This window comes from Luteimonas terricola (assembly GCF_004352845.1).
In the GTDB taxonomy this organism is placed as follows: Bacteria; Pseudomonadota; Gammaproteobacteria; order Xanthomonadales; family Xanthomonadaceae; genus Luteimonas; species Luteimonas terricola.
Window position 1 is genome coordinate 140,645 of the sequence record NZ_SJRX01000006.1, and the last position, 23,224, is coordinate 163,868.

Sequence of the window (23,224 nt, forward strand, 5' to 3'; positions counted from 1 at the left end):
CGGGATCCCTGGAATCCGCGGTCAGCCGTTCGTATGGCCGTCATGTTAATGAGAACCATTAACAGGCGCAACAGAAAATCAATACGCTTTCCGGAAAGCGCCGGGTTTCAGTCCCGGTCGTCGCGGGTCCAGACGCCGTCGTGTTCGCGCTTGACCGGGAACTTGGCCACCGGTTCGTAGGCCGGGGCGCAGAGCGCGCGGCCGTCGCGGACGTCGAACTTCGCCCCGTGCAGCACGCATTCGATCGTGCCTGCGTCGGGATCGAGGGTGCCGGCGGAGAGCTCGAAATCCTCGTGGCTGCAGATGTCCTCGAGCGCGTACAGCTCGCCGTCGAGGTTGAGTACCAGGATCGGCGCGCCGGTCACTTCGTCGAACGCAGTGCGCATTTCTCCGGGCAGCAGCTCGGGGCTGGCGCAGACGAAGGTCCAGGTCTCGCTCACAGGGCTTTCTCCAGGACCTCGAAGCGGAGGTCGTCGCGCCTGGGCGCGCCGAAGCGGGCGTCGCCGTAGGGGAAGGGTCTGTACTCGCCGGTGCGCCGGTAGCCGAGGCGTTCGTACCAGCTGATCAGCTCCTCGCGCAGGTCGATCACGGTCATGCGCATCAGCGGCAACTGCCAGTCATCGCAGGCGATGCGCTCGCATTCGGCGACCACGGCGCGGCCGATGCCGGCACCCTGCAGCGTCGGCTCGACCGCGAACATGCCGAAATAGCCTTCACCGCCGGCATCGGCCACGTGCGCGCAGGCGACGAGCGCGTCGCCCCGGAAGGCCAGCAGCACGCGGTTGCGCGGGCGGGTGATGTCGATGCGCAGCAGCGCGGGATCGATGCGCTGGCCGTCGAGGAGTTCAGCCTCGGTGGTCCAGCCCTGGCGGCTGGCGTCGCCGCGGTAGGCGCGCGTGACCAGGGCGACGATGGCGTCGATGTCGGCCTCGTTGGCCGGGCGGAACCCGAGTGGTGTCATGGCGTGATTCTGCCGTCCCCCGGCTGCATCACGCCAGCAGCTTGCGTACCTTGTGGAGCGCGGCCATGAAGGCCTCGATTTCCCCGTGGGTGTTGTAGAAGGCCAGCGAGGCGCGGCAGGTGGCGGACACGCCCAGCCATTCCAGCAGCGGGTGGGCGCAGTGCTGGCCGGAACGCACGGCCATGCCTTCGAGATCAAGCAGGGTGGCGAGGTCGTGCGAGTGCACGCCGTCGATGGCGAAGGAGACCACCGCGGCCTTGCCCGGCGCGTGGCCGAAGACGCGCAGGCCGTCGACCTTGGCGAACTCCTCATCGAGGTGCGCCAGCAGTGCCTGCTCGCGCGCTTCGATCCGCGCCATGCCCAGGGCCGAGAGGTAGTCGACCGCTGCACCGAGTCCGACGAAACCGGAGATGTTCGGCGTGCCGGCCTCGAACTTCCGCGGCGGGTCGTTGAACACGGTGCCGTCCAGGCGCACTTCCTTGATCATCTCGCCGCCGCCGATGAAGGGCGGCATCGCCTCGAGGTGTTCGCGGCGCGCCCACAGCGCGCCGGTGCCGGTGGGCGCGCACATCTTGTGGCCGGTGAGCGCGTAGAAGTCGCAGCCGATGGCGGCGATATCGACCGGGCGGTGCGGCAGCGCCTGCGAGCCGTCGACCACGGTGACGATGCCGCGCCTGCGCGCTTCCCGACAGATGTCGGCCACGGGGTTGACGGTGCCAAGCACGTTGCTGACGTGGGCGAGGGCAAGCAGCTTCACGTCGCCGGTCATCTTCGCGCGCAGCATGTCGAGGTCGAGGCTGCCGTCGGGCAGCAGCTCCACCACCTCGATCCGCGCGCCGGTGCGCTGTGCCACCAGCTGCCAGGGCACGATGTTGGCGTGGTGCTCCATGCGCGTGATCAGGATCGCGTCGCCGGCCTTGAGTCGCGGCAGCGCCCACGAATACGCGACCAGGTTGATCGCGAAGGTGGTGCCGGAGGTGAGCACCAGGTCGTCGACGCGGACATTGATGAAGCGCGCCAGCTTCGCCCGCGAGCCTTCATAAGCTTCGGTCGCCTCGCTGCCGAGCTGGTGCACGGCGCGGCTGACGTTGGCGTTGTGCCTGCGGTAGAAGTCGTCGACCGCCGCGATCACCGCCGCCGGCTTCTGCCCGGTATTGGCCGAGTCGAAGTACACCAGCGGCTTGCCGTGCACCTCCCGCGCCAGCAGCGGGAAGTCCCCGCGGATCCGGCTCCAATCCACCTCCGCAGCCGCCCCGCCTTCCTCCAAGGCCGCACCCCCTTCTGCCGGAAGGTGTCCGAAGGGCGGATGGGGGCGAAGCTCGCGGGACTCGCTCATACCAGGGCCTGCCCCGAGATCGCCCGATCCAGCCGCGCTTCCAGCATCTCGCGCATCGCCGGCGTTTCCACCACCGACAGCAGCGGCTCGCGCACGAAGGCCGCGGTCAGCAGCGCTCGCGCCTCCGGTTCCGGCAGCCCGCGCGTGCGCAGGTAGAACATCGCGTCCGCATCCAGCTCGCCCACGGTCGCACCGTGCGCCGCGGTCACCTCGTCGGCGTGGATCACCAGCACGGGCTGGGTGTCGATCTCCGCGGTGTCGGACAGCAGCAGGTTCTTGTTCGACAGCCGCGCATCGGTGCCGTCGGCGCCTTCGCGGATTTCGATGCCGCCGTGGAACACGGCGCGGCCGCGGCCCGCGGCCATGCCGCGCCAGCCCAGCTCGCAGCGGGTGTCGCGGGCGATGTGTTCGATGCCCAGGCGGGTGTCGAGGTGGCGGCGGCCCGACGCCAGCAGCACGCCGTTGGCGACGAGCTCCGCCCTGTCGCCTTCGAGGCGTACGTTGAGCTCGTGGCGCGAGAGCGCAGCGCCCAGTTCGAGGTCGAGCCGGCGATAGCTGGACTCGCGCGCAAGCACGGCGTCGGTGCGGGTGAACAGGCTCGCGCGCGCCGATTCTTCCTGCACGCGCGCGTGGCGCAGCGTGGCGCCGGCGGCGAGGTGGACATGGGCGATGGCGTTGCCGAGGTGGGCGTGCTCGCCGCCGGCGATGTGGTGCTCGACCACCGTGGCCGAGGCGTTGCGGCGCAGCTCGAGCAGATGGCGCGAATGCCAGGCAAGGTCGCCCTCGACGGGCAGGCCGATGAACACCAGGTGCACCGGCGCGTCCACCGTCACGTCTTCGGCGACGCGCAGCACGGCGCCGTCGTCGGCAAGCGCGGCATTGAGGCGTGCGAAGACTTCGTCGGCGCGCTCGTAGCTGCGGGCGAGCACGTTGCTTTCGCGCGGGTCCGGATCCGCCAGTGCTTCGGCCATGGTCAGCAGGCGTGCGCCGTCGGGAAGCCCGGACCGGTCGGAAAGCGCGGCGTCGTAACGTCCATTGGTGAACACCAGGCGCGGCGCCGGGATGCCGGCGACAAGCGCGGGATCGACCGGCGCGTGCGGCAGCGCCGCGGGCGAGAAGCCGCGGCGCTCCAGCGTGCGCAGCGAGGTGTACTTCCAGGCTTCGCTGCGCGCGTGCGGCAGGCCGTCGCGCAGCGCGGCGTCGAGCGCGGCGCGGCGTGCGCCATCGCCGCTGAAGCCGGTGGAGAGGGAGTCGAGCAGTGCGGCCATTACGCCACCGCCTCCGGCACCTTGCGCTCGCGCAGCCACTCGTAGCCCTGGGCCTCGAGCTGCAGGGCAAGCTCCGGGCCGCCGGACTCGACGATGCGGCCGTCGGCCAGCACGTGCACGGCGTCGGGCTTGATGTAGTCGAGCAGGCGCTGGTAGTGGGTGATCACCAGGAAGGCGCGGTCGGGCGAACGCAGCGCGTTGACGCCGTCGGCGACCTGGCGCAGGGCATCGATATCGAGGCCGGAGTCGGTCTCGTCGAGGATCGCCAGCCTGGGCTGCAGCACCGCCATCTGGAAGATCTCGTTGCGCTTCTTCTCGCCGCCGCTGAAGCCTTCGTTGACGCCGCGGTGCAGCAGCTTGTCGTCGAGGTGCAGGATGCCGAGCTTCTCGCGCACCACCTTCAGGAACTGCATCGAGTCGAGTTCCTCTTCGCCGCGCGCCTTGCGCTGCGCGTTGAGCGCGCTGCGCAGGAAGTAGGTGTTGTTCACGCCGGGGATCTCGACCGGGTACTGGAAGGCCAGGAAGACGCCGGCCGCGGCGCGCTCCTCGGGATCCAGCGCCAGCAGGTCGATGCCCTCGAACTCGACGCCCCCGGCGGTGACCTCGTAGCCGTCACGGCCGGCGATGATGTTGCCCAGCGTCGACTTTCCGGCGCCGTTGGGACCCATGAGGGCGTGGATTTCGCCGGGCTTCACCTCGAGGTCGAGGCCCTTGAGGATTTCGCGGCCGTCGCCGACGGTGGCGTGGAGGTTGGTGATCTTGAGCATGTGTGTGGTCCGGTAAGAGATGGTCGCGGGGTTGCCCCGGACAGGGGCGGATCGGGCAACCCTGCAGTAAGTCGGAAAATCAGCCGACGGAGCCTTCGAGGCTCACTTCCAGCAGCTTCTTCGCCTCCACCGCGAACTCCATCGGAAGCTCGCGGAAGACCTGCTTGCAGAAGCCGTCGACGATCAGGCTGACCGCGTCCTCTTCGCCCAGCCCGCGGCTGCGGCAATAGAACATCTGGTCGTCGCTGATCTTCGAGGTCGTGGCTTCGTGCTCGACGGTGGCGCTCGGGTTCTTCACCTCGATGTAGGGGAAGGTGTGCGCCCCGCACTGCTTGCCGATCAGCAGGCTGTCGCACTGGGTGTAGTTGCGCGCGCCCTCGGCGCCGGAACCGACCTTCACCAGCCCGCGGTAGGTGTTCTGGCCATGGCCGGCGCTGATGCCCTTGCTGATGATCTTCGACTTGGTGCGCTTGCCGAGGTGGATCATCTTGGTGCCGGTATCGGCCTGCTGGCGGTGATGGGTCAGCGCAACGGAATGGAACTCGCCCGAGGAGTCGTCGCCGAGCAGCACGCAGCTCGGATACTTCCAGGTGATCGCGGAACCGGTCTCGACCTGGGTCCAGATCACCTTGCTGCGCGCGCCGCGGCATTCGGCGCGCTTGGTGACGAAGTTGTAGATGCCGCCGACGCCGTTTTCGTCGCCGGGATACCAGTTCTGCACCGTCGAATACTTGATCTCGGCGTCATCGAGCGTGACCAGTTCCACCACCGCCGCGTGCAGCTGGTTCTCGTCGCGCATCGGCGCGGTGCAGCCCTCGAGGTAGGACACGTGCGAGCCCTCCTCGGCGATGATCAGGGTGCGCTCGAACTGGCCGGTGTGGCCGGCGTTGATGCGGAAGTAGGTGCTGAGCTCCATCGGGCAGCGCACGCCCTTGGGGATGAAGACGAACGACCCGTCCGAGAACACCGCCGAGTTCAGCGCCGCGAAGTAGTTGTCGCCCGTCGGCACCACGGTGCCGAGGTACTTGCGCACCAGCTCAGGGTGTTCCTTGATCGCCTCGGACATGGAACAGAAGATCACGCCCTTCTCGGCCAGTTCCTTGCGGAAGGTGGTGCCGACCGACACCGAGTCGAACACCGCATCCACGGCCACGCCCGCGAGCCGGGCACGCTCGTGCAGCGGCACGCCGAGCTTGTCGTAGGTGTCGAGCAGTTCCTGCGGGACTTCGTCGAGCGACTGGTACTTCGGCCCCTTGGGCGCGGAGTAGTAGCTGATCGCCTGGAAGTCGATCGGTGCGATCGAAAGCTTGGCCCAGTGCGGCACCGGCATGGTCAGCCAGTGGCGGTAGGCCGCCAGGCGCCACTCGGTCATCCACTCGGGCTCTTCCTTGATCGCGGACAGGGCGCGGACGGTGTCTTCGTCCAGGCCGGGCGGAAGCGAGTCCGACTCGATGTCGGTGATGAAGCCGGCGTCGTAGCGACGGCCGAGCTGCTCGTGGATCTCGCGATTGGCGATGGGTTCGACGGGTGTTTCGATCTGGGTGGCCATGGGGGGCTGCCTGGTATTCAAACGGTGGCGAGGCGGGCGGGGATGCGTCTGGGCGCAACCGGGCCGGCCCCGGGATCGGGAGGTGGCGCCTCGAGCATCTGCGCGAGGGTCACATTGCGCAGGGCATCGGCGACGATGTCGTTGATGCGCCGCCAGTTGGCGCGCGCGCCGCACTGGCTGGCGATGCCGCAGCTGGTGTCGTCGAGGCTGCACTCGGTCATCGCCAACGGACCTTCCATGGCCTCGACGATGGCGATCAGGCTGACCTCTTCCGGCGGGCGCGACAGGCGGTAGCCGCCGTGCGCACCGCGGAACGCTTCGAGCAGGCCCGCCTGGGCCAGGGGCCGCAACACCTTGCTGACCGTGGGCGGCTCCAGGCCGGCGCGCTCGGCCAGCTCCACCGCACTCAGCACGCGTTCGGGCTCGGCGGCAAGCACGGTGAGCACCACGGTGGCGTAGTCGGTGAGGCGGGTGACGCGGAGCATGGGGCGGCGGTCCTTCAATCAGGACCGAAATTGTACGCTTTTGCATCCGGCCCGTCCAAGGGGGCCGTTCATGCACGGGCGTGGAAACAGTGTTCCGCGGATGCAGCGCTGCGATGGAAGATCGTGGGCGCTTGCACCACAATGCTCCCCTTTCCCGCGAGACGATGCAAAGCCGATGGCCAAGAGCAGCAAGGACAAGCCCGAAAAGAAGAGCAGGAAGGTCGAGGCCCGCCAGTCGGAGATCCACGGCAACGGCGTGTTCGCCATCGCCGCCATCGGGAAGGGCGAGCGGATCATCCGCTACAAGGGTGCGCTGCGCACGCACGACCAGGTGGACGAAGATTATGGCGACGTCGACGAGAACGGGCATACCTTCCTGTTCACGCTCAACGACGACTACGTCATCGACGCCAACATCAAGGGCAGCGTCGCGCGCTGGATCAACCACAGCTGCGACCCCAACTGTGAAGCCGTGGTGGAAGAGGACGACAAGGGCCGTCCGCACAAGGACAAGGTGTTCATCGAGGCGATGCGCAGCATCGAGCCGGGCGAGGAGTTGACCTACAACTACGGCATCGTGCTGGACGAGCGCCACACGCCCAGGCTGAAGAAGCTCTGGGGCTGCCGCTGCGGCGCGTCCAACTGCACCGGGACCATGCTCCAGCCCAAGCGCTGAGGTCCTGGCTGTGGGTCTCCGAGGCGGTCGCGATGCGGCTGCCGCGCAAAGGGTTTACATGACTTGTGCCATGCGGTAGCCGCGCCTGCCGCAGGTAAGGTTGCGCCGCACGCGGCCCGACGCCGCGGATGGATCCGACGATGCGCTCACCGCGCCCCTGCCTCGCCCTTGCCCTGCTTGCAACGCTGTCCCTGCCGGCGGCGGCGATCGAAGTCGACGGTGTGATCGACCCCGCTGAATGGGCGGGCGCGCAACGCGTCACCGACTTCCGCAAGGTGCAGCCGATGTCCGGCGAGCCGGCGACGCTCCCCACCGAGGCCTGGATCATGGCCACGCCCGATGGCCTCGCGGTCGCCTTCCGCAACGTCCAGCCGGCCTCGGTGCCGCGCACCCGCCAGCGCGTGCAGCGCGACTTCAGCGAGCAGGTCGACCGCGTCAACCTGATGGTCGATTTCGACGGCGGCGGCCGCACCGCCTACAACTTCGTGGTGGCGTCCACCGGCGGCGTCGCCGACGCGGTGATCAGCAACCAGAACCAGTTCAACGACGACTGGGACGGCCACTGGCGCAGCGCGGTGGCCGAGGATGACGAGGCCTGGACGGTCGAGATCCTGGTGCCCTGGTATATCGCACCGATGCGCAGCGGCAGCGACGGTCGGCGCACGCTCAAGGTCTACCTCGACCGCGTGGTCGGATCCACGGGTGAGCGCGCGGCCTGGCCCGCGGCGAGCCACGAGCGCTCGCGCTTCGTGTCCGAGTTCGCAGCGCTGGAGGTGCCGCACTACAGCCAGTCGCTGCTGGCGGTCACGCCGTACGCTTCGGGCCTGTACGACAACGTCGGCGGCGGCGGCGAATTCGAGGCCGGCGCCGACGTGTTCTGGAAGCCCAGCGGCCAGTTCCAGCTCACCGCGACCCTCAACCCCGATTTCGGCCAGGTCGAAAGCGACGACCTGGTGGTCAATTTCGGCGCCACCGAGACCTTCATCAGCGACAAGCGTCCCTTCTTCACCGAGAACCAGGGGCTGTTCGAATACACCACGCCGTCCGACTTCAGCCAGCTGCTGTATACGCGCCGTATCGGTGGGCCGGCCGATGACGGCGAGGGCTCGGGCGACATCACCGCCGCGCTGAAGCTCAATGGCAGCACGGGAGCCACCCAGTACGGCCTGTTCGCCGCCGACGAGGCCGATGCGGACGGCCGGCGGTTCGCGGCGCTGCGGCTGGTGCACGATTTCGAGAAGCAGAACCTCGGCGCGATGGTCACCCACGTCGAACGGCCGTGGCTCGACCGCGAGGCGCTGGTCGCCGGCATCGACCACAACTGGCGGCCGACGCCGCGCTGGAACCTGCGCAGCCGGCTGTTCGGCAGCCACATCACCCAGCCCGGGAACGACAGCGACGACCTCGGCGCCACCCTGTGGGCCGACTACGAGATGGACCACGGCTGGCGCCAGCAGTGGATCGCCATGCATTTCGGCGACGCGCTCGAGATCAACGACATGGGCTACCTGGCGCGCAACAACCTCAACTACCTGCACTGGCAGCTGCAGCGCCGCTTTCCCGACCAGGCGGCCGGCTCGCGTTACGCGTCCAAGGACTGGCGCTGGCGCGCCAGCTCCACGTACAACGACCACGGCCAGCGGCTGAACCACCAGTTCCGCATGAGCCGCGACGCACAGCTGCGCAACGGCGCCCACGAGTACGCGCAGATCAACGTCAACAGCGCGGGCGTGGATGATCGCCTGACCCGCGGCAACGGCGTGCTGCGCCTGCCGTCGAATTTCAACGCGTACTTCGAGTACTCGGTGCCGCGCAAGGGCGACTGGGCCTTCGACACCGAGGCGGAGGTGTTCAGCGGTGGCCTGGCCGGCAACGACAGGGTCGGCTACGCAGTCTGGCTGCAACCCACCTACTTCTTCAGCGACGCGCTGAGCATGTACGCCGGCGTCGCGGCCAAATCCCGGCCGGACTGGCTGCTGTGGCAGCGCGAGAACCTGATCGGCAGCTTCCGCGGCCGCGAGCTCACGTTCGAGGCCGGCGCCGACTGGCACATCGACCCGCGCCAGGAGCTGCGGGTGAAGCTGCAGGCGCTCACCGTCGATGCGCGGCTGCGGCAGGCCTGGCGGATCGACGGCGCCGGCAACGCGGTGGCCAGCGCCGAGCCGGTGGACGACGTCGCGGTCCGCACCCTGGGCTTCCAGGTGCGCTACCGCTACGAGCTGGCGCCGCTGAGCTACCTGTACGTGGTGTACGCGCGCGGCGGCTACCGCGAGGACACGCTGGTGGACGGGCCGTTCGATGGGCTGGAGGACACCTTCGGCCTGCGCGACGACGAGCAGCTGCTGGTGAAGCTCAGCTATCGCTTCGAGCTGTAGGCCGGCTCAGGGCCGCAGTTCGCGCAGTTCCGCCGAGGCGATGTACCAGCCGGGCGCCGCGCCTTCCACCTGCGAGCTGCGCATGACGAAGGCGCCGACCTGGCGCACCTCGCGGCCGTCGCTGCCGCGGCTGGTCACGGTGACCGGTATCTCCACATAGCGCGATCCGGCCGCGCCTTCGATGCGGCCGGTTTCCCCGACGGATACCGACAGGATGTCGAGGCCTTCGACGCCCGCGGCGAACTGTTCGGGAGTGCGCCCGCTGGCGCGGCCGCCGTCGGACCAGGCGGCGTAGGCCCGGGCGAGGTCGCCTGCCTGCACGGCGTCGTAGTACCCGCGGACGGCCGCGACGGCCTGTGCCGCGTCCGGCGCCGGCCCGGCGGCGATGGTGGCGCTGTCGACTGGCGCAGGTGCCAGGCCTGTCTCCGGGTTGTCTTCTAGAGGGGGCAGGGTCCCATCGGCGAACGCGATCACCGCGACAGGTCCCTCGTCCGCCGCGGCCGCATCGGGTGGCGGGGCCGTGCTCTCCAGCAGCGCCGTCCCCGATGCCGGAGGTTCGGGGATGCTGGTGACGGGACCGTTCGCGGGCAGCGGTGCCGGTAGCGGTTCGGCCTCGCCTTCGGCGGTGACGACGGGCTCGAATTCGCGCTCGCCGCAGGCTGCAAGCGCGAGGGCGATGAGCACGACGGAGAGGCTTTGCTGAAGCGACATGGCGATGCCGGTGGCAGGGGGCCATGACCACGATACGCAGCGCCGATGAAGGCGCGGTCAGCATGCGTCAGGGCGGGGGAAGCAGCCCGCGCCGGTGCGGCTGCAGCCAGGCCAGCAGCATCCCCAGCAGCACCATCGCCACCAGGTCGAGCGCCACCTGGCGCAGCATCAGCGACAGCGGCAGCGGCTGCCCGACGAAGGCGAGCACATGCCCGGGCACGTAGGACACCAGCGCGACCGCGAGCCCGAAGCGCGCGCCGCGCCCCAGGTCGACGCCATCGCTCGCGGGCATGCGGCGGTACAGCCAGGTCATCGCCAGGCCGAGCAAGAGGTAGGCGGGAAGGATCCAGGCCGCCTGGGCGTTGGCCTGTTCCTGGCTACGGTACAGCGTGGCCAGCGCCTGGTAGTCGGCGCGCAGCAGCAGGCCGTGGACGAGGAGGCCCAGGATCAGCGCCGCCGCCGCGACCACGATCCCGCATATCCAGAAACGCTTGTCCATGCCGTGGTGTCCCATCCGTACCGGCGCGGTGCCGCCGCGCGACCCGCTGAGCCTAGCGCCGCTCAGGCACCGCGTCGATCACCGCATGGTATCCGCGGAGCCGGATGCGTCTCCAAATGTTGCCGGCCAAAAACGACTCGGGACGGCAATTGCCGTCCCGAGCAGGTGTTGCCCTGGCGCGCTGCGATCAGGCAGCGGCGTCCTTCAGCTTCTTGAGCGGGCGCACCTTCACCTTCACCGAAGCCGGCTTGGCGGCGAACCACTGCTCTTCCTTGGTGAAGGGGTTGATGCCCTTGCGCTTCGGCTTGGCCGCGACCTTGACCGAGGTGATCTTCAGCAGGCCGGGCAGGGTGAAGCTGCCGATGCCCTTCTTGCTGATCGAACCCTGCACCGCGCCCTCGAGCGAGGCCAGCACCGCACGGACGTCCTTCGCGACTACGCCGGTGGATTCGGCGATGTGGGAGACCAGGCCGGCCTTGGTCAGGGCGTCCTTGATCGGCTTCGGTGCGGCAGGCTTCGCTGCGGCGGCCTTCTTCGGGGCGGCCTTCTTAACCGCCTTGGTTGCTTTCTTCGCCATTTGAGTGTGATTCCGTTTATCGGTAGATGGGATGTCGGCCGACCCCGTCGGCAAGCGCAATGTAGGGCATGCCCGGGGCCACGCCAAGTGGGAAAGCGCAGGAAAACCGCATCTTTCGCGTGCGATGTCGATGCGGGGGGCGCCTAGTCGTCGTCCTGGCGGGGGTGCCAGGCCTCGGCCAGCTTCTGCTGCAGCTGCGCGGGAACGGGCTCGTAATGGCTGAAATCAAGCGAATACCGGCCGCGTCCGGCGGTTGCCGACTGCAGTTCCGCTGGGTAGCCATCAAGCTCCGACAGGGGCACCTGCGCCTTTACCACGATGTCGCCGCCGCGCGCGGAGTCGGTGCCCAGGATGCGCGCGCGACGGCCGGCCAGCCCGCCGCTGATGTCGCCCATATGCGCCTCGGGCGCGGTGACCACCAGGTCGACGATCGGCTCGAGCACCCTGGGCGAGGCCTTGGCCACCGCGTCCAGGAAGGCCTTGCGTCCTGCGGCCGCGAACGCGACTTCCTTGCTGTCCACCGGGTGGTGCTTGCCATCGTGCACGGTCACGCGCACGTCCTGGATCGGATGTCCGGCCACGGCGCCGCCCGCCATGGCCTGGCGTACGCCTTTCTCCACCGCCGGGATGAACTGGCCGGGGATGGTGCCGCCCTTCACCGCGTCGACGAATTCGAAGCCGGCGCCGCGCTGCAGCGGCTCGACGCGCAGCATGACCTCGCCGAACTGGCCGGCGCCTCCGGTCTGCTTCTTGTGCCGGTGGTGGCCCTCGGCGGCGCTGGTGACGGTCTCGCGGTAGGCGATGCGCGGCGGCCGCGTCGACACCTCGACGCCGTGGCGATCACGCAGGCGCTCGAGCTGGATGCGCAGGTGCAGCTCGGACAGCCCGCGCACCACCGTCTCGTTGGTTTCGGCATCGTGCTCGACCTGGAAGCAGGGATCTTCCTCGGACAGCCTGTGCAGGGCGGTGGCGAGTTTCTGCTCCTGGCCGCGGCTGCCGGCCTCCACCGCCAGGCCGAACATCGGGCGCGGCCAGGCCATGGGTTCGAGGCGGATGTTGTCCTCGTCGTGGCTGTCGTGGAGCACGGCGTCGAAGTGCAACTCCTCCACCTTCGCCACGGCGGCGATGTCGCCCGGCACGGCCTGGTCGATCTCGATGTGGTCCTTGCCCTGGATCCGGTACAGGTGGGCGACCTTGAACGGCTTGCGGCCGTCGTCGACGAACAGCTGCTGGTCGCGCTTCACCGTGCCCTGGTGGACGCGGAACACGCCCAGTTTGCCCACGAAGGGGTCGTTGATGATCTTGAAGACGTCGGCGATCACGTGCGCGTCCGGGTCGGGACGCGACGCCACCGGTTCGGCGCCCTTGCCGGCGCCACGCGTGAACGGCGGCGGATTCGCCTCGCCCGGGTGCGGGAACAGGCCGGCGACGACGTCGAGGCACTCGCGCAGGCCGGTGCCGGTGCGCGCCGAGACGAAGCACACCGGCACCAGATGGCCTTCGCGCAGGCACTGCTCGAAGGCGTCATGGAGCTCGTCGTGGCCGAGCGCGCGCTCGCCGCCGTCGAGGTAGTGCTCCATCACCGACTCGTCGACCTCGACCACCTGGTCGAGGATGCGCCGGTGCCAGTCGGCCACCGGGCCGAGGTCGCTGTCGCCGCCGTCGCCGGCGAAGCAGTCCACCACGCGGGTGCCACCGCCGGCGGGCAGGTTGACCGGCAGCACCTCGGCACCGAACTCCCCGCGCAGCTCGTCGAGCAGGCGCGCGCAGTCCGCGCCCTCGGCATCGATGCGGTTGACCACCACCGCACGGCACAGCCCGCGCCGTGCGGCGTGCTCCATGATCCTGCGGGTGCCGTGGCCGATGCCGGCATCGGCGTCGACCACCACCGCCACGGTTTCCACCGCCGACAGCGCCGACAGCGCAGGGCCGCGGAAATCCGGGTAGCCGGGCGTGTCGAGCAGGTTGATGTGGACCTGCGTGCCGTCGCCTGCGCGGTGGTCGATGCCGGCGATGGCCGCGTCGATGGAGTGCCCGCGCGTTCGCTCCTGCGGATCGAAGTCGGACACGGTGCTGCCGCGCTCGATGCTGCCTGCCGCCTGGATCGCGCCGCCGGCATGCAGCAGGGCTTCGAAGAGCGTGGTCTTGCCGGCGCCTGGGTGGCCTGCGAAGGCCACGTTGCGGATGTCTGGGGTGGCATGGGACATGGGTCCGTTTCTCCCTTGGCTGGGCGGAAAGGACGTCATGGCTGTCCGTCGCATGTTGCGACCGGGCCTGCGAGCGGCGGGCGGTCATGGCGGATCGCAACAGTAGCGCGGCCCCCGCGCGGGCGTCGCGTTGCGCCGCAGCATCCACGCGGACCGACGCCGGCGTAACGGATGCAAGCCTAGTGTGAAAGGTCTCACTCAACACACGGAGCATCCGACATGGGCATTTCGCGCAAGGCCACCGCACACTGGGAAGGCGACCTCAAGTCCGGCCGCGGCAGCATCAGCACGCCGGCCAGCGGGCTGCTGCAGGACACCCGCTACGGCTTCAACAGCCGGTTCGGCGACGAAAAGGGAACCAATCCCGAAGAGCTGATCGCCGCCGCGCACGCCGGCTGCTTCACCATGGCGCTGGCCAACGCGCTGGCCGAGGCCGGGCATCCCGCGGATTCGGTCGATTCGCGCGCCGAGGTCGACCTGTCGATGGAAGGCGGGCCGACGCTGAGCGCGATCCGGCTCTTCACCAAGGCGAAGGTGCCGGGGATCGACGAGGCGAAGTTCCGCTCGATCGCCGACGACGCCAAGAAGAACTGCCCGGTCTCGAAGGCGCTGTCGGCGGTGCCGATCACGCTGGAGGCCGAACTCCTGGGCTGAGTCCCGCGACGCCGGCGGATGCTGTCGGCCCGATGAACGCGCGCAGTGCCGCGGCGCTGCGCGCGCGTGGATTCAGCCGCGCGTCAACGCCAACGCCATAGCGTTGCCTTCGAGCGCCAAGGGTGGCGCGTGGAGCCTGCCATGCGTCGTGCCGCCGTCCTTGCCATCGCCCTGGCCGCTGCCAGTGGCTGCGCCTCTGCGCAGTCGCCCTACGGGCCCGTCTATCCCCAGGCCGACCGCTATGGCCAGGGCATCCCGGACGATGGCTACGATTATGCGCGCGTGGTGCGCGTCGACCCGGTCTTCGATGGCGCCCGCGGCTATCCCGCGTCGCAGCAGCGCTGTTACACGCGCGAGGATCAATATGCCGGCGGGTATGGAAACGAGGACTATCGCGACTACGGTTCGTACGGACGCGACGGGTACGGACGCGACCCATATGGCCGCGACGCGTACGACCGCCATGACGGCGATCGCTATCGCCGCGACGACGAGAACCGGCGCATGGTCGCGACAGTGGTGGGCGGCGTGGTCGGCGCGGTGCTGGGCAGCAAGGTCGGCGGCGGCTCGGGCCGCTACGCCACGTCGGCGATCGGCACCATGGTGGGTGGCATCGCGGGGCGCGAGATCTACGACGCCAGCCAGCGCGACCGCGTCGACCGCCATGGCCGCGTGACCGTCTGCGATCCGGTGCCCGACCGTCCTGGCTCGGGCCGGTATCCGGATGACCGCTACGGTGGCGTGGCCGAGTACGACGTGACCTACGAATACGGCGGCCGCCGCTACACCACCCGCACCGATTACCACCCCGGCGACACCATCCGGGTGCGCGTGGACGTGCGACCGGAGTAGGCGGCGGGGCTGCACGCGGCGGCGTGCTGCGGAGCGTCATTGCCCCGCCGCGCGATCACGGACATAGTCGGCGCGGTCCATCCAGGGAGCCTGCCGCATGCGTCGTCTCGTCAATATTCCGATCGCCCCCGTCGCCGCGGGCCTGCTGCTCGCGCTTGCCGCGACAGCCCATGCCGCTGATGGCGAGCGCCTGCTGACCGCGGCGCGCATCCACACCTCCGACGCCGCGATGCCGGTCGCGACCGCGATGGCCTGGGATGCCGAGGGCCGGATCATTGCCGTCGGCGATGCATCGGAGCTCGTCGCGCGCTATCCCGATGCCGAGCGCATCGACGCCGGCGACGCCACCGTGGTCCCCGGCCTGATCGACGCCCACGCCCATCTGGTCGGTCTTGGCCAAGCCCTCATGCAGGCCGACCTGGTGGGCGCGCGCAGCACCGCCGAGATCGTCGAGCGTCTGCAGGCATTTGCCAGGGACATGCCGGCCGATGCCTGGCTGCTCGGTCGCGGCTGGGACCAGAACCTCTGGCCGGAGACCGCGTTCCCGACCGCCGCCGTGCTCGATGCCGCGTTCCCGGAGCGGCCGGTGGTGCTCGAACGCATCGACGGCCACGCCACCTGGGCCAACAGCGCGGCGATGCGCGCCGCCGAGCGTGACCTGTCCGGCGACTGGCAGCCGGACGGTGGCCTGGTGCTGCGCGAGGACGGCCAGCCGACCGGCGTCTTCATCGACACCGCCGCGCGCCTGGTCTACGCCGCGGCGCCTGCGCCCAGCGAGGCGTGGCAGGACCAGGCGTTCGAGCGCGCCCTGCAGCACGTGGCCAGCCTTGGCCTGACGGGCGTGCACGATATGGGCACTTCCGACGCCGGGTTCGCGCTGATGAACCGCTTCGCCGACCGCGGCGCGCTGAGCCTGCGCGTGCGCGCCTACGCGTCCCGTGGCGCCGGCGCGATCGAGTCGCTGTGCCGCGACGGCGCCTACCACCACGACTCCGGCCGCCTCGACATGCGCGGCGTGAAACTGATGATCGACGGCGCCCTGGGCAGCCGCGGCGCGGCGCTGATCGAGGACTACAGCGACGATCCGGGCAATCGCGGGCTGCTGATACAGGACGAGGACGCGTTTGAAGCCGCGGTGCGGCGCGCGCACGAGTGCGGGCTCCAGGTGGCCACCCACGCCATCGGCGATCGCGGCAACCGCATCGTGCTCGACACCTACAAGCGGGTGCTGGGCGACGATGCGTCCGGCGACCACCGCTGGCGGGTCGAGCACGCGCAGGTGATGGCGCCCGGCGACATCGCGCGCTTCAGCGGGTTGAAGCTGGTGGCGTCGATGCAGCCGACGCATGCGACCTCCGACATGCCCTGGGCGGGCGAGCGGCTGGGCGAGGAGCGCCTCGCCGGGGCCTACGCCTGGCGCAGCTTCGTCGAGGCCGGCGTGCCGCTGGCCCTGGGCTCCGATTTCCCGGTCGAGTTCGCCGATCCGCGGCTGGGTTTGCTCGCGGCGGTGACGCGGCAGGACGCGCATGGGCACCCGCCGGGCGGCTGGCTACCGGGGCAGGCGCTGACGGCGGCCGAAGCGCTGCATGGCTTCACCGCCGGCGCGGCGTGGGCGGCGTTCGACGAGGACGAGGCCGGGCGCCTGGCGCCAGGCCTGCGCGCGGATTTCGTGATCCTTGGCCAGGACCCGCTGGTGATCCCCGGCGCCGAACTCGATTCGCTCGAGGTGCGCTCGACCTGGGTCGACGGCCGGCCGGTGTACGAAGCCATCGACCAACCGTAGGAGCAGCCATGGCTGCGACCTGGCTCTGGGTGGTCATGCAGGGCTGGTCGCCGCCGTAGCGGCCCCTGCGGGGGCCGTTCGGGTTTGCGGCTACCAGTCGATCGTGCCGCTCACGACGCTGCGCGCGCGGCCGCCGGACCAGACTTCGCCTTCCTCGTCCACGCGCAGTTCGATGATGGCGTCGTGGCCGACTTCGCGGCCCTGGCTGATGCGGTAGAAACCGGTGTCGCCGGGGAGGGCGTCGCGTTCCGCAAGCCAGGCCGCAAGCGTGGCGTTGGCGGCACCGGAAGCGACGTCTTCGAACGGCGCCGGCGAACCCACCCAGGCGCGCACCGCAAGGTAATAGACCGGGTCGTCGCTGCGCGCGAACACGCACAGGCCCATGGTGCCGGTGGCTTCGGCGAGCGCGGTGACCGCCGCCCAGTCGGGGGTGGCGGATCGCAGTTCGGCCTCGTCGCGCAGCTCGGCCAGCCACCAGCGGCGGCCGCCGTCCATCAGCGCCGGCGGCAGGGCGCCGGTGACGAGTCCGGCGAGCGCGTCGCGAAGCCTCGGATCCGCGGCATCGGCCACTTCGACCACGCTTGCGCGCGGCGTGCGCACGGCGACCGTGCGCTTTGCGCCTTCGCCGTCCACGCGCAGCGGCAGCTCGCCCACTGCGCAGGACTGGACCAGGATGCCTTCGCGCGGCGTGACCAGGCCGCGGTCGAGCAGTACGTGCGCGGTGCCGACGCTGGGGTGCCCGGCGAAGGGCACTTCGCGGCGCGGGCTGAAGATGCGCACCGCGTAGTCCGCCGTGGGCGTGGGCGAGGGGAAGACGAAGGTGGTTTCCGGCAGCCGCGTCCAGCGTGCGATCGCCTGCATCGTGGCGTCGTTCAGGCCGGTGGCATCGGGGACGACGGCGAGCGGATTGCCCGCACCGGGGCGATCGGCGAAGACGTCGAGCTGGACGTAGGGGCAGGCGGGCATGGAAGGGGCTCCAACGCGGGGCGCGACAGTGTAGCCGTGGCCGCTTGCCGCGCAGGGGCAGCGGCCCGCCCGCACTGCACACGGCGCTAGAATCGCAGGCCTTGCCCGCTCCGCCGGACCACCGGCTGCCCATGCCTACCATTCCCGAACCCGACCGCTGGATCGTGCTCAAGTTCGGCGGCACCTCGGTGTCGCGCCGCGAGCGCTGGGACACCATCGGCCAGCTCGCCGTGTCGCGCGCAGCGGAGGGGGACCGCGTGCTGGTGGTGGTCTCCGCGCTGTCCGGCGTCACCAACGAACTCACCGCGATCGCCGACGGCGCGCCGGACACGCCGGCGCGGCTGCATGCGCTGGTCGAACGGCATGTCGTCTTCGCCACCGGGCTCGGACTCGATCCGGAAGCGGTGGTCGGGGGACGCCTGGATGCGCTGCGCACCCTGGTCGCCGAGCCGCGCGCGAGCACGCGGCCGCTGGACTGGCAGGCGGAAGTGCTGGCCCAGGGGGAGCTGCTGTCCTCGACCCTCGGCGCCGCCTACCTGCGCAGCCGCGGCCTCGATTTCGGCTGGTGCGATGCCCGCGACTGCCTGCAGGCCGTTGCGCTGCCCAACCAGAACGACTGGGCGCGGCGGCTCTCGGTGGCCTGCCGGCGCGACGCGGATGCCGGCTGGCGCGCGCGCTTCGACGCGCAGCCGGGCGCCATGCTGCTCACCCAGGGCTTCATCGCCCGCCACGAGGACGGTGGCACCGCGATCCTCGGCCGTGGCGGTTCGGACACGTCCGCGGCGTACTTCGGGGCGCTGCTCGATGCACGCCGCGTGGAGATCTGGACCGACGTGCCGGGCATGTTCAGCGCCAACCCGCGCGAGGTGCCCGACGCCCGCCTGCTCACCCGCCTGGACTACGCCGAGGCCCAGGAAATCTGCACCACCGGCGCCAAGGTGCTGCATCCGCGTGCGATCAAGCCCTGCCGCGAGGCCGGCGTGCCGATCGCGATCCTGGACACCGCGCGCCCGGAACTTCCCGGTACGCGCATCGACGGCGATGCCGACACCGTGCCCGGGGTCAAGGCCATCTGCCGCCGCGACGGCGTGGTGCTGGTGTCGATGGAAACCATGGGCATGTGGCAGCAGGTCGGCTTCCTGGCCGACATCTTCGAGACCTTCCGCCGCCACGGACTGTCGGTCGACCTGATCGGTTCGTCCGAGACCAACGTCACCGTGTCGCTGGACCCGAGCGAGAACCTGGTCAGCACCGACGTGCTGGCGCGGCTGTCTGAAGACCTCGCGCAAAGCTGCCGGCTGAAGGTGATCGCCCCCTGCGCGGCGATCACCCTGGTCGGGCGCGGCATGCGCTCGCTGCTGCACAAACTGTCCGACGTCTGGGCCACCTTCGACCGCGAGCGCGTGCACCTGATCTCGCAGTCGTCCAACGATCTCAACCTGACCTTCGTCATCGACGAAGCCGACGCCGAGGGCCTCATGCAGGAAATCCACGACGAACTGATTGCCAGCGGCGCGATGCCGGTGCGCGAAACCGATGTCTTCGGGCCGCGCTGGCGCGAGATCGAAGGCCGGCTGCGGCGGCGCCCGGCGCCGTGGTGGCAGGCGCGCCGCGACGCGCTGCTGGCGCTGGCCGCGCAGGGCACGCCGCGCTACGCCTACGACCCGGCCACGGTGCGCGCCCGCGCGCGCCAGCTGGAGGCGGTGGCGGCGGTCGATCGGCGCTTCTACGCGATCAAGGCCAATCCGCACCCGGACATCCTGCGCCTGATCGTGGACGAAGGCTTCGGGCTGGAGTGCGTGTCGGCGGGGGAACTGGAGCATGTGTTCTCGGTGCTGCCGGGGCTGGATCCGGAACTGGTGCTGTTCACGCCGAGCTTCGCGCCGATCGGGGAGTACGCGATTGCGTTTGCGCGCGGCGTGACCGTGACCCTGGACAACGTCGAGGCGCTGCAGCAATGGCCGGACGTGTTCCGCGGCCGCCCGCTGTGGCTGCGCGTCGACCTCGGCCGCGGGGAAGGGCATCACGAGAAGGTGCGCACCGGCGGCCTGGCCTCGAAGTTCGGCCTGCAGGTCGATCGCGTCGAGGACTTCCTGGCCGCCGCGCGTCCGCTGGGCGTGCGCGTGACCGGGCTGCACGCGCACCTGGGCAGCGGCGTCGATACCCCCGACCACTGGCGCGAGGTCTGCGACGAGCTCGGCGGCATCGCCGACCGCATCGGCAGCATCGACACCATCGACATCGGCGGCGGCCTGCCGATCCCCTATCGCGAGGACGACGAACCCTTCGACCTCGACGCCTGGAGCGCCGGCCTGGCCGAGGTCAAGGCCGCGTATCCGGCCTACCGCCTGGCGATCGAACCCGGCCGTTTCCTGGTCGCCGAAGCGGGCGTGCTGCTGCTGACCACGACCCAGGTGGTGGAGAAGGGCGGCATCCGCCGCGTCGGCGCCGACGCCGGCATGAACGTGCTGCTGCGCCCGGCGCTGTACGAGGCCTGGCATGACATCCACAACCTGTCGCGCCCCGACGGCGGCGAGATGGTCGCCTTCGACATCGTCGGCCCGATCTGCGAATCCGGCGACGTGCTCGGCCACCACCGGCCGTTGCCAGGCGACACCGCGCCGGGCGACGTGCTGCTGGTCGCCGACGCCGGCGCCTACGGCATGGCCATGGCCAACACTTACAACCTGCGCGCGTTGCCTGCGGAAAGCGTGCTCGTGGAGAGCAAGGAATGAGCATCGTGTTCACGCGCGAGGCGGTGGCGTGCTTCCGCTTCGTCGACTGCGGCTTCGACCCGGCCACGGGCGTCGCGCGGCTGGCCTACGCCTTCGACGACGGCCCCGAGCTGGTCGAGACGGTGACCGTGCCGGGCGCGCCGTTCGTGCTGGAAGGAGCGCGCGCGGAGGCCGCGACGCAGGCGCTGCGGCTGCTGCACCTGGTCGCGGGCGTGAGTTATTACAAGGCGGCGGTGCCGGGGGACATCCGCATCGACGGGTATGGCATCGACGACGGGACCGCGACGCTGCTGGAAGAGGTGTACCTGCACGGGCTCGGGGAGTTTGCGTATCGGAACGGCTTGGACCTGCACGGCAGGATCCGCTTTCCGCGCTCCGCTCGCCCCAAGGAAGGTGCGCGAAGGGCGGATGGGGGCAGCCTCGCGGAAAATCCCCGCGCACATGCCCTCGTCGCCATCGGCGGCGGCAAGGACTCGCTGGTTTCCATCGAAGCCCTCCGTGCCGCCGGCATCGAGCAGACCGTGGCCTGGATCGGCGGTTCGCAGCTGATCCGCGCCTGCGCCGAGCGCACCGGCCTGCCGACGCTCAACATCGGCCGCCAGCTGGCGCCGGAGCTGTTCGAGTACAACCGCCAGGGCGCATACAACGGCCACATCCCGGTGACCGCGATCAACTCCGCGATCCTGGCCTTCGCCGCGGTGCTGCTCGGCGCCGGCCAGGTGGTGTTCTCCAACGAGCGCTCGGCCAGCTACGGCAGCATCATCGAGGGCACCGGCGAGGTGAACCACCAGTGGTCCAAGGGCTGGGCCTTCGAGCAGGCCTTCGCCGCCCATCTCGCGCGCCACGTCGCCGCCGACCTGCGCTACTACTCGCTGCTGCGGCCGCTGTCGGAGCTGGCGGTGGCGCGGCAGTTCGCGCGCATCGACCGCTACGACGCCTGGTTTTCCAGCTGCAACCGCAACTTCCACCTGCTCGGCGAGCGCCCCACCAGCCGCTGGTGCGGGGTCTGCCCGAAGTGCCACTTCGTGTTCCTGGCGCTGGCGCCGTTCATGCCCAAGCCGCGGCTGGTGGGCATCCTCGGCCGCAACCTGCTCGACGATCCCGCGCAGATCCCGGGCTACGACGCGCTGATGGAGTACCGCGACCACAAGCCCTTCGAGTGCGTCGGCGAGGCGCGCGAGTCGCGCGCCGCGATGGCGGCGCTGGCGGCGCGCCCGGAGTGGCGCGAGGACGCGGTGGTGGCGCGCTTCCGCAGCGTGATCCTGCCGCAGCTCGCGGGCGACGACCTGGAGATCGCGTCGCTGCTGGTGCCGGACGAGGAGCACGGCATCCCCGACGCGGTCTGGAGCCGCCTGCGTGCGTATTTCGCAGCTTGAAGGCCGGCGCGTCGCGCTCTGGGGCTGGGGGCGCGAAGGTCGGGCGGCCTACCACGCGCTGCGCGGGCGGCTGCCGGAGCAAGCGCTGACCCTGTTCTGCAGCGCCGACGAGGCGGCGTCGGCCGACGCGCTGGGCGATGGCCTGCTGTCGGTCGAAACCGACGCCAGTGCCGGCCGCCTGTCGGCGTTCGAGGTCGTGGTGAAGTCACCCGGCGTCAGTCCCTATCGACCTGAAGCCATGGTCGCCGCGCGTGCGGGCACCGCCTTCATCGGTGGCACGGCGCTCTGGTTCGGCGAACGGGCAGGGGAGGGCGAGGTCGCCCGCGGTGTCGCCTGCGTGACCGGCACCAAGGGCAAGAGCACGACGACGGCGCTGATGGCGCACCTGCTGCGCGCCGGGGGCGTGCGTACCGCGCTGGCCGGCAACATCGGCCTGCCGCTGCTGGAGCTGCTGGATGACGACGCCGACGCCTGGGCGATCGAGCTGTCGAGCTACCAGACCGGCGACGTGGCTGCCGGCGGCGTGCGCCCGGACGTGGCGGTGGTGACCAACATCTTTCCCGAGCACCTGGACTGGCACGGCAGCGAGGACCGCTACGTCGAGGACAAGCTGGCGCTGGTGACGCGCGCGCGACCGCGGATCGTCGTGCTCAATGCCGCCGACCCGCGGCTGGCGACGCTTGGCGCCGCGCTCGATCCCGGGACCGAAGTGTGCTGGTACGGCCGCGACGACGGTTGGCACCTGCGCGGGGACGTACTCCATCGCGGCGACACGGCGCTGTTCGACACCCGCGACGTGCCTCTGCCCGGACGCCACAACCGCGGCAACCTGTGCGCGGCGCTGGCGGCGATCGAGGCCCTGGGCCACGACGCCGCGGCGCTGGCGCCGGCGGCACGCGCGTTCCGGCCGCTGCCGCACCGCCTGCAGGTGCTGGGCGAGCGCGGTGGCACCACCTGGGTCAACGATTCCATCAGCACCACGCCGCACGCGACCCTGGCTGCGCTGGATGTCTACCGGGGGCGGCGCGTGGCGCTGCTGGTGGGCGGCCACGACCGCGGACTGGACTGGTCGGACTTCGCTTCGCGGATGCGCAGCCATGCGCCCGCGGCGGTCGTGAGCATGGGTCGCAACGGACCGCGCATCCATGAGCTGCTGGCGCCACTGGCGGGGGACGGCGGCTTCGTCCTGCGCGAAGCGCCCGACCTTGCGGGTGCGATCGAGCAGGCGCGGGCGGCGCTGGCCGCGGGCACGCGCCCGGCGACCGGCGACGTCATCCTGCTGTCGCCAGGCGCGCCCAGCTTCGGTCCCTACCGTGACTACGTCGAACGCGGCCGCGACTTCGCGCGGCTGGGCGGCTTCGATCCCGATGCGATCGCGGCGATCCCGGGGCTGGGCATCGCGTCATCCAGCCCGGACTGAGCCGCCGGGCCAGGGTTCTCGCACTTC

Annotated in this window: 20 protein-coding genes; 8 read left to right on the forward strand and 12 right to left on the reverse strand. The window is 70.4% G+C overall.

What is annotated here, in order from left to right; genetic code table 11:
* Window positions 1-107: 107 nt before the first annotated feature.
* The 7 genes from E2169_RS10500 to E2169_RS10530 form a co-directional block, all read right to left on the reverse strand.
* A complete protein-coding gene (locus E2169_RS10500; RefSeq protein WP_132986562.1) occupies window positions 108-440 on the reverse strand; it encodes a non-heme iron oxygenase ferredoxin subunit in 333 nt (110 codons plus the stop codon).
* Window positions 437-961, reverse strand: a complete 525-nt coding sequence (locus E2169_RS10505; protein ID WP_132986563.1) for a GNAT family N-acetyltransferase — start codon at window positions 959-961, stop codon at window positions 437-439. Before E2169_RS10505 ends, E2169_RS10500 begins: the two co-directional genes overlap by 4 nt.
* 28 nt (window positions 962-989) lie before the next feature.
* Entirely contained in the window at window positions 990-2,201 is a 1,212-nt protein-coding gene (locus tag E2169_RS10510; RefSeq protein ID WP_370465124.1) for a cysteine desulfurase, read from the reverse strand.
* 92 nt (window positions 2,202-2,293) lie between these two features.
* Window positions 2,294-3,565, reverse strand: coding sequence for a Fe-S cluster assembly protein SufD (gene sufD, locus E2169_RS10515; protein WP_132986565.1), 1,272 nt, complete (start codon window positions 3,563-3,565; stop codon window positions 2,294-2,296).
* Window positions 3,565-4,332: a Fe-S cluster assembly ATPase SufC gene (sufC, locus tag E2169_RS10520; RefSeq protein WP_132986566.1), complete on the reverse strand. Its 768-nt coding sequence runs from the start codon at window positions 4,330-4,332 to the stop codon at window positions 3,565-3,567. Before sufC ends, sufD begins: the two co-directional genes overlap by 1 nt.
* Before the next feature lie 79 nt (window positions 4,333-4,411).
* On the reverse strand, window positions 4,412-5,881 hold the full coding sequence (gene sufB, locus E2169_RS10525) for a Fe-S cluster assembly protein SufB (protein ID WP_132986567.1): 1,470 nt from the start codon (window positions 5,879-5,881) through the stop codon (window positions 4,412-4,414).
* 17 nt (window positions 5,882-5,898) lie between these two features.
* Entirely contained in the window at window positions 5,899-6,366 is a 468-nt protein-coding gene (locus E2169_RS10530; protein WP_132986568.1) for an SUF system Fe-S cluster assembly regulator, read from the reverse strand.
* 175 nt (window positions 6,367-6,541) lie between these two features.
* Between E2169_RS10530 and E2169_RS10535 the strand changes: the two genes are divergently transcribed.
* Complete coding sequence (locus E2169_RS10535) at window positions 6,542-7,042, forward strand: SET domain-containing protein (protein WP_132986569.1); 501 nt, start codon at window positions 6,542-6,544, stop codon at window positions 7,040-7,042.
* A gap of 140 nt (window positions 7,043-7,182) precedes the next feature.
* Entirely contained in the window at window positions 7,183-9,417 is a 2,235-nt protein-coding gene (locus E2169_RS10540) for a DUF5916 domain-containing protein (RefSeq protein ID WP_132986570.1), read from the forward strand.
* 6 nt (window positions 9,418-9,423) lie between these two features.
* On the opposite strand, the gene E2169_RS10545 is transcribed toward E2169_RS10540, so the two are convergent.
* From E2169_RS10545 to fusA, 4 genes are all read right to left on the reverse strand, one after another.
* On the reverse strand, window positions 9,424-10,128 hold the full coding sequence (locus E2169_RS10545; protein WP_132986571.1) for a hypothetical protein: 705 nt from the start codon (window positions 10,126-10,128) through the stop codon (window positions 9,424-9,426).
* Between the two features lie 67 nt (window positions 10,129-10,195).
* A complete protein-coding gene (locus tag E2169_RS10550; protein WP_132986572.1) occupies window positions 10,196-10,627 on the reverse strand; it encodes a hypothetical protein in 432 nt (143 codons plus the stop codon).
* A 187-nt stretch (window positions 10,628-10,814) separates the two neighbouring features.
* Window positions 10,815-11,204 (reverse strand): HU family DNA-binding protein, encoded by a 390-nt coding sequence (locus E2169_RS10555; RefSeq protein WP_132986573.1) that lies wholly within the window; start codon window positions 11,202-11,204, stop codon window positions 10,815-10,817.
* Window positions 11,205-11,347: 143 nt separating this feature from the next.
* Window positions 11,348-13,411: an elongation factor G gene (gene fusA / locus E2169_RS10560; RefSeq protein WP_132986574.1), complete on the reverse strand. Its 2,064-nt coding sequence runs from the start codon at window positions 13,409-13,411 to the stop codon at window positions 11,348-11,350.
* Between the two features lie 219 nt (window positions 13,412-13,630).
* Here fusA and E2169_RS10565 point away from each other — a divergent pair, with 219 nt between their 5' ends.
* From E2169_RS10565 to E2169_RS10575, 3 genes are all read left to right on the forward strand, one after another.
* Window positions 13,631-14,065, forward strand: a complete 435-nt coding sequence (locus tag E2169_RS10565) for an OsmC family protein (protein WP_132986575.1) — start codon at window positions 13,631-13,633, stop codon at window positions 14,063-14,065.
* A gap of 141 nt (window positions 14,066-14,206) precedes the next feature.
* Entirely contained in the window at window positions 14,207-14,917 is a 711-nt protein-coding gene (locus tag E2169_RS10570) for a glycine zipper 2TM domain-containing protein (RefSeq protein WP_132986576.1), read from the forward strand.
* A 97-nt stretch (window positions 14,918-15,014) separates the two neighbouring features.
* The gene (locus E2169_RS10575; RefSeq protein ID WP_132986577.1) at window positions 15,015-16,700 is read left to right on the forward strand and encodes an amidohydrolase; all 1,686 of its coding nucleotides are present in this window, start codon (window positions 15,015-15,017) and stop codon (window positions 16,698-16,700) included.
* 90 nt (window positions 16,701-16,790) lie between these two features.
* On the opposite strand, the gene E2169_RS10580 is transcribed toward E2169_RS10575, so the two are convergent.
* On the reverse strand, window positions 16,791-17,666 hold the full coding sequence (locus E2169_RS10580) for a PhzF family phenazine biosynthesis protein (RefSeq protein ID WP_132986578.1): 876 nt from the start codon (window positions 17,664-17,666) through the stop codon (window positions 16,791-16,793).
* Between the two features lie 131 nt (window positions 17,667-17,797).
* Between E2169_RS10580 and E2169_RS10585 the strand changes: the two genes are divergently transcribed.
* Genes E2169_RS10585 through murD form a run of 3 tightly spaced genes read left to right on the forward strand, consistent with a single transcriptional unit; the run spans window position 17,798 to window position 23,197 of the window.
* The gene (locus tag E2169_RS10585; protein ID WP_132986579.1) at window positions 17,798-20,401 is read left to right on the forward strand and encodes a bifunctional aspartate kinase/diaminopimelate decarboxylase; all 2,604 of its coding nucleotides are present in this window, start codon (window positions 17,798-17,800) and stop codon (window positions 20,399-20,401) included.
* Window positions 20,398-21,777 (forward strand): UDP-N-acetyl-alpha-D-muramoyl-L-alanyl-L-glutamate epimerase, encoded by a 1,380-nt coding sequence (gene murL / locus E2169_RS10590; RefSeq protein ID WP_132986580.1) that lies wholly within the window; start codon window positions 20,398-20,400, stop codon window positions 21,775-21,777. The genes E2169_RS10585 and murL overlap by 4 nt, the downstream gene beginning before the upstream one ends.
* Entirely contained in the window at window positions 21,758-23,197 is a 1,440-nt protein-coding gene (murD, locus tag E2169_RS10595) for a UDP-N-acetylmuramoyl-L-alanine--D-glutamate ligase (RefSeq protein ID WP_132986581.1), read from the forward strand. The genes murL and murD overlap by 20 nt, the downstream gene beginning before the upstream one ends.
* Window positions 23,198-23,224: the final 27 nt, after the last annotated feature.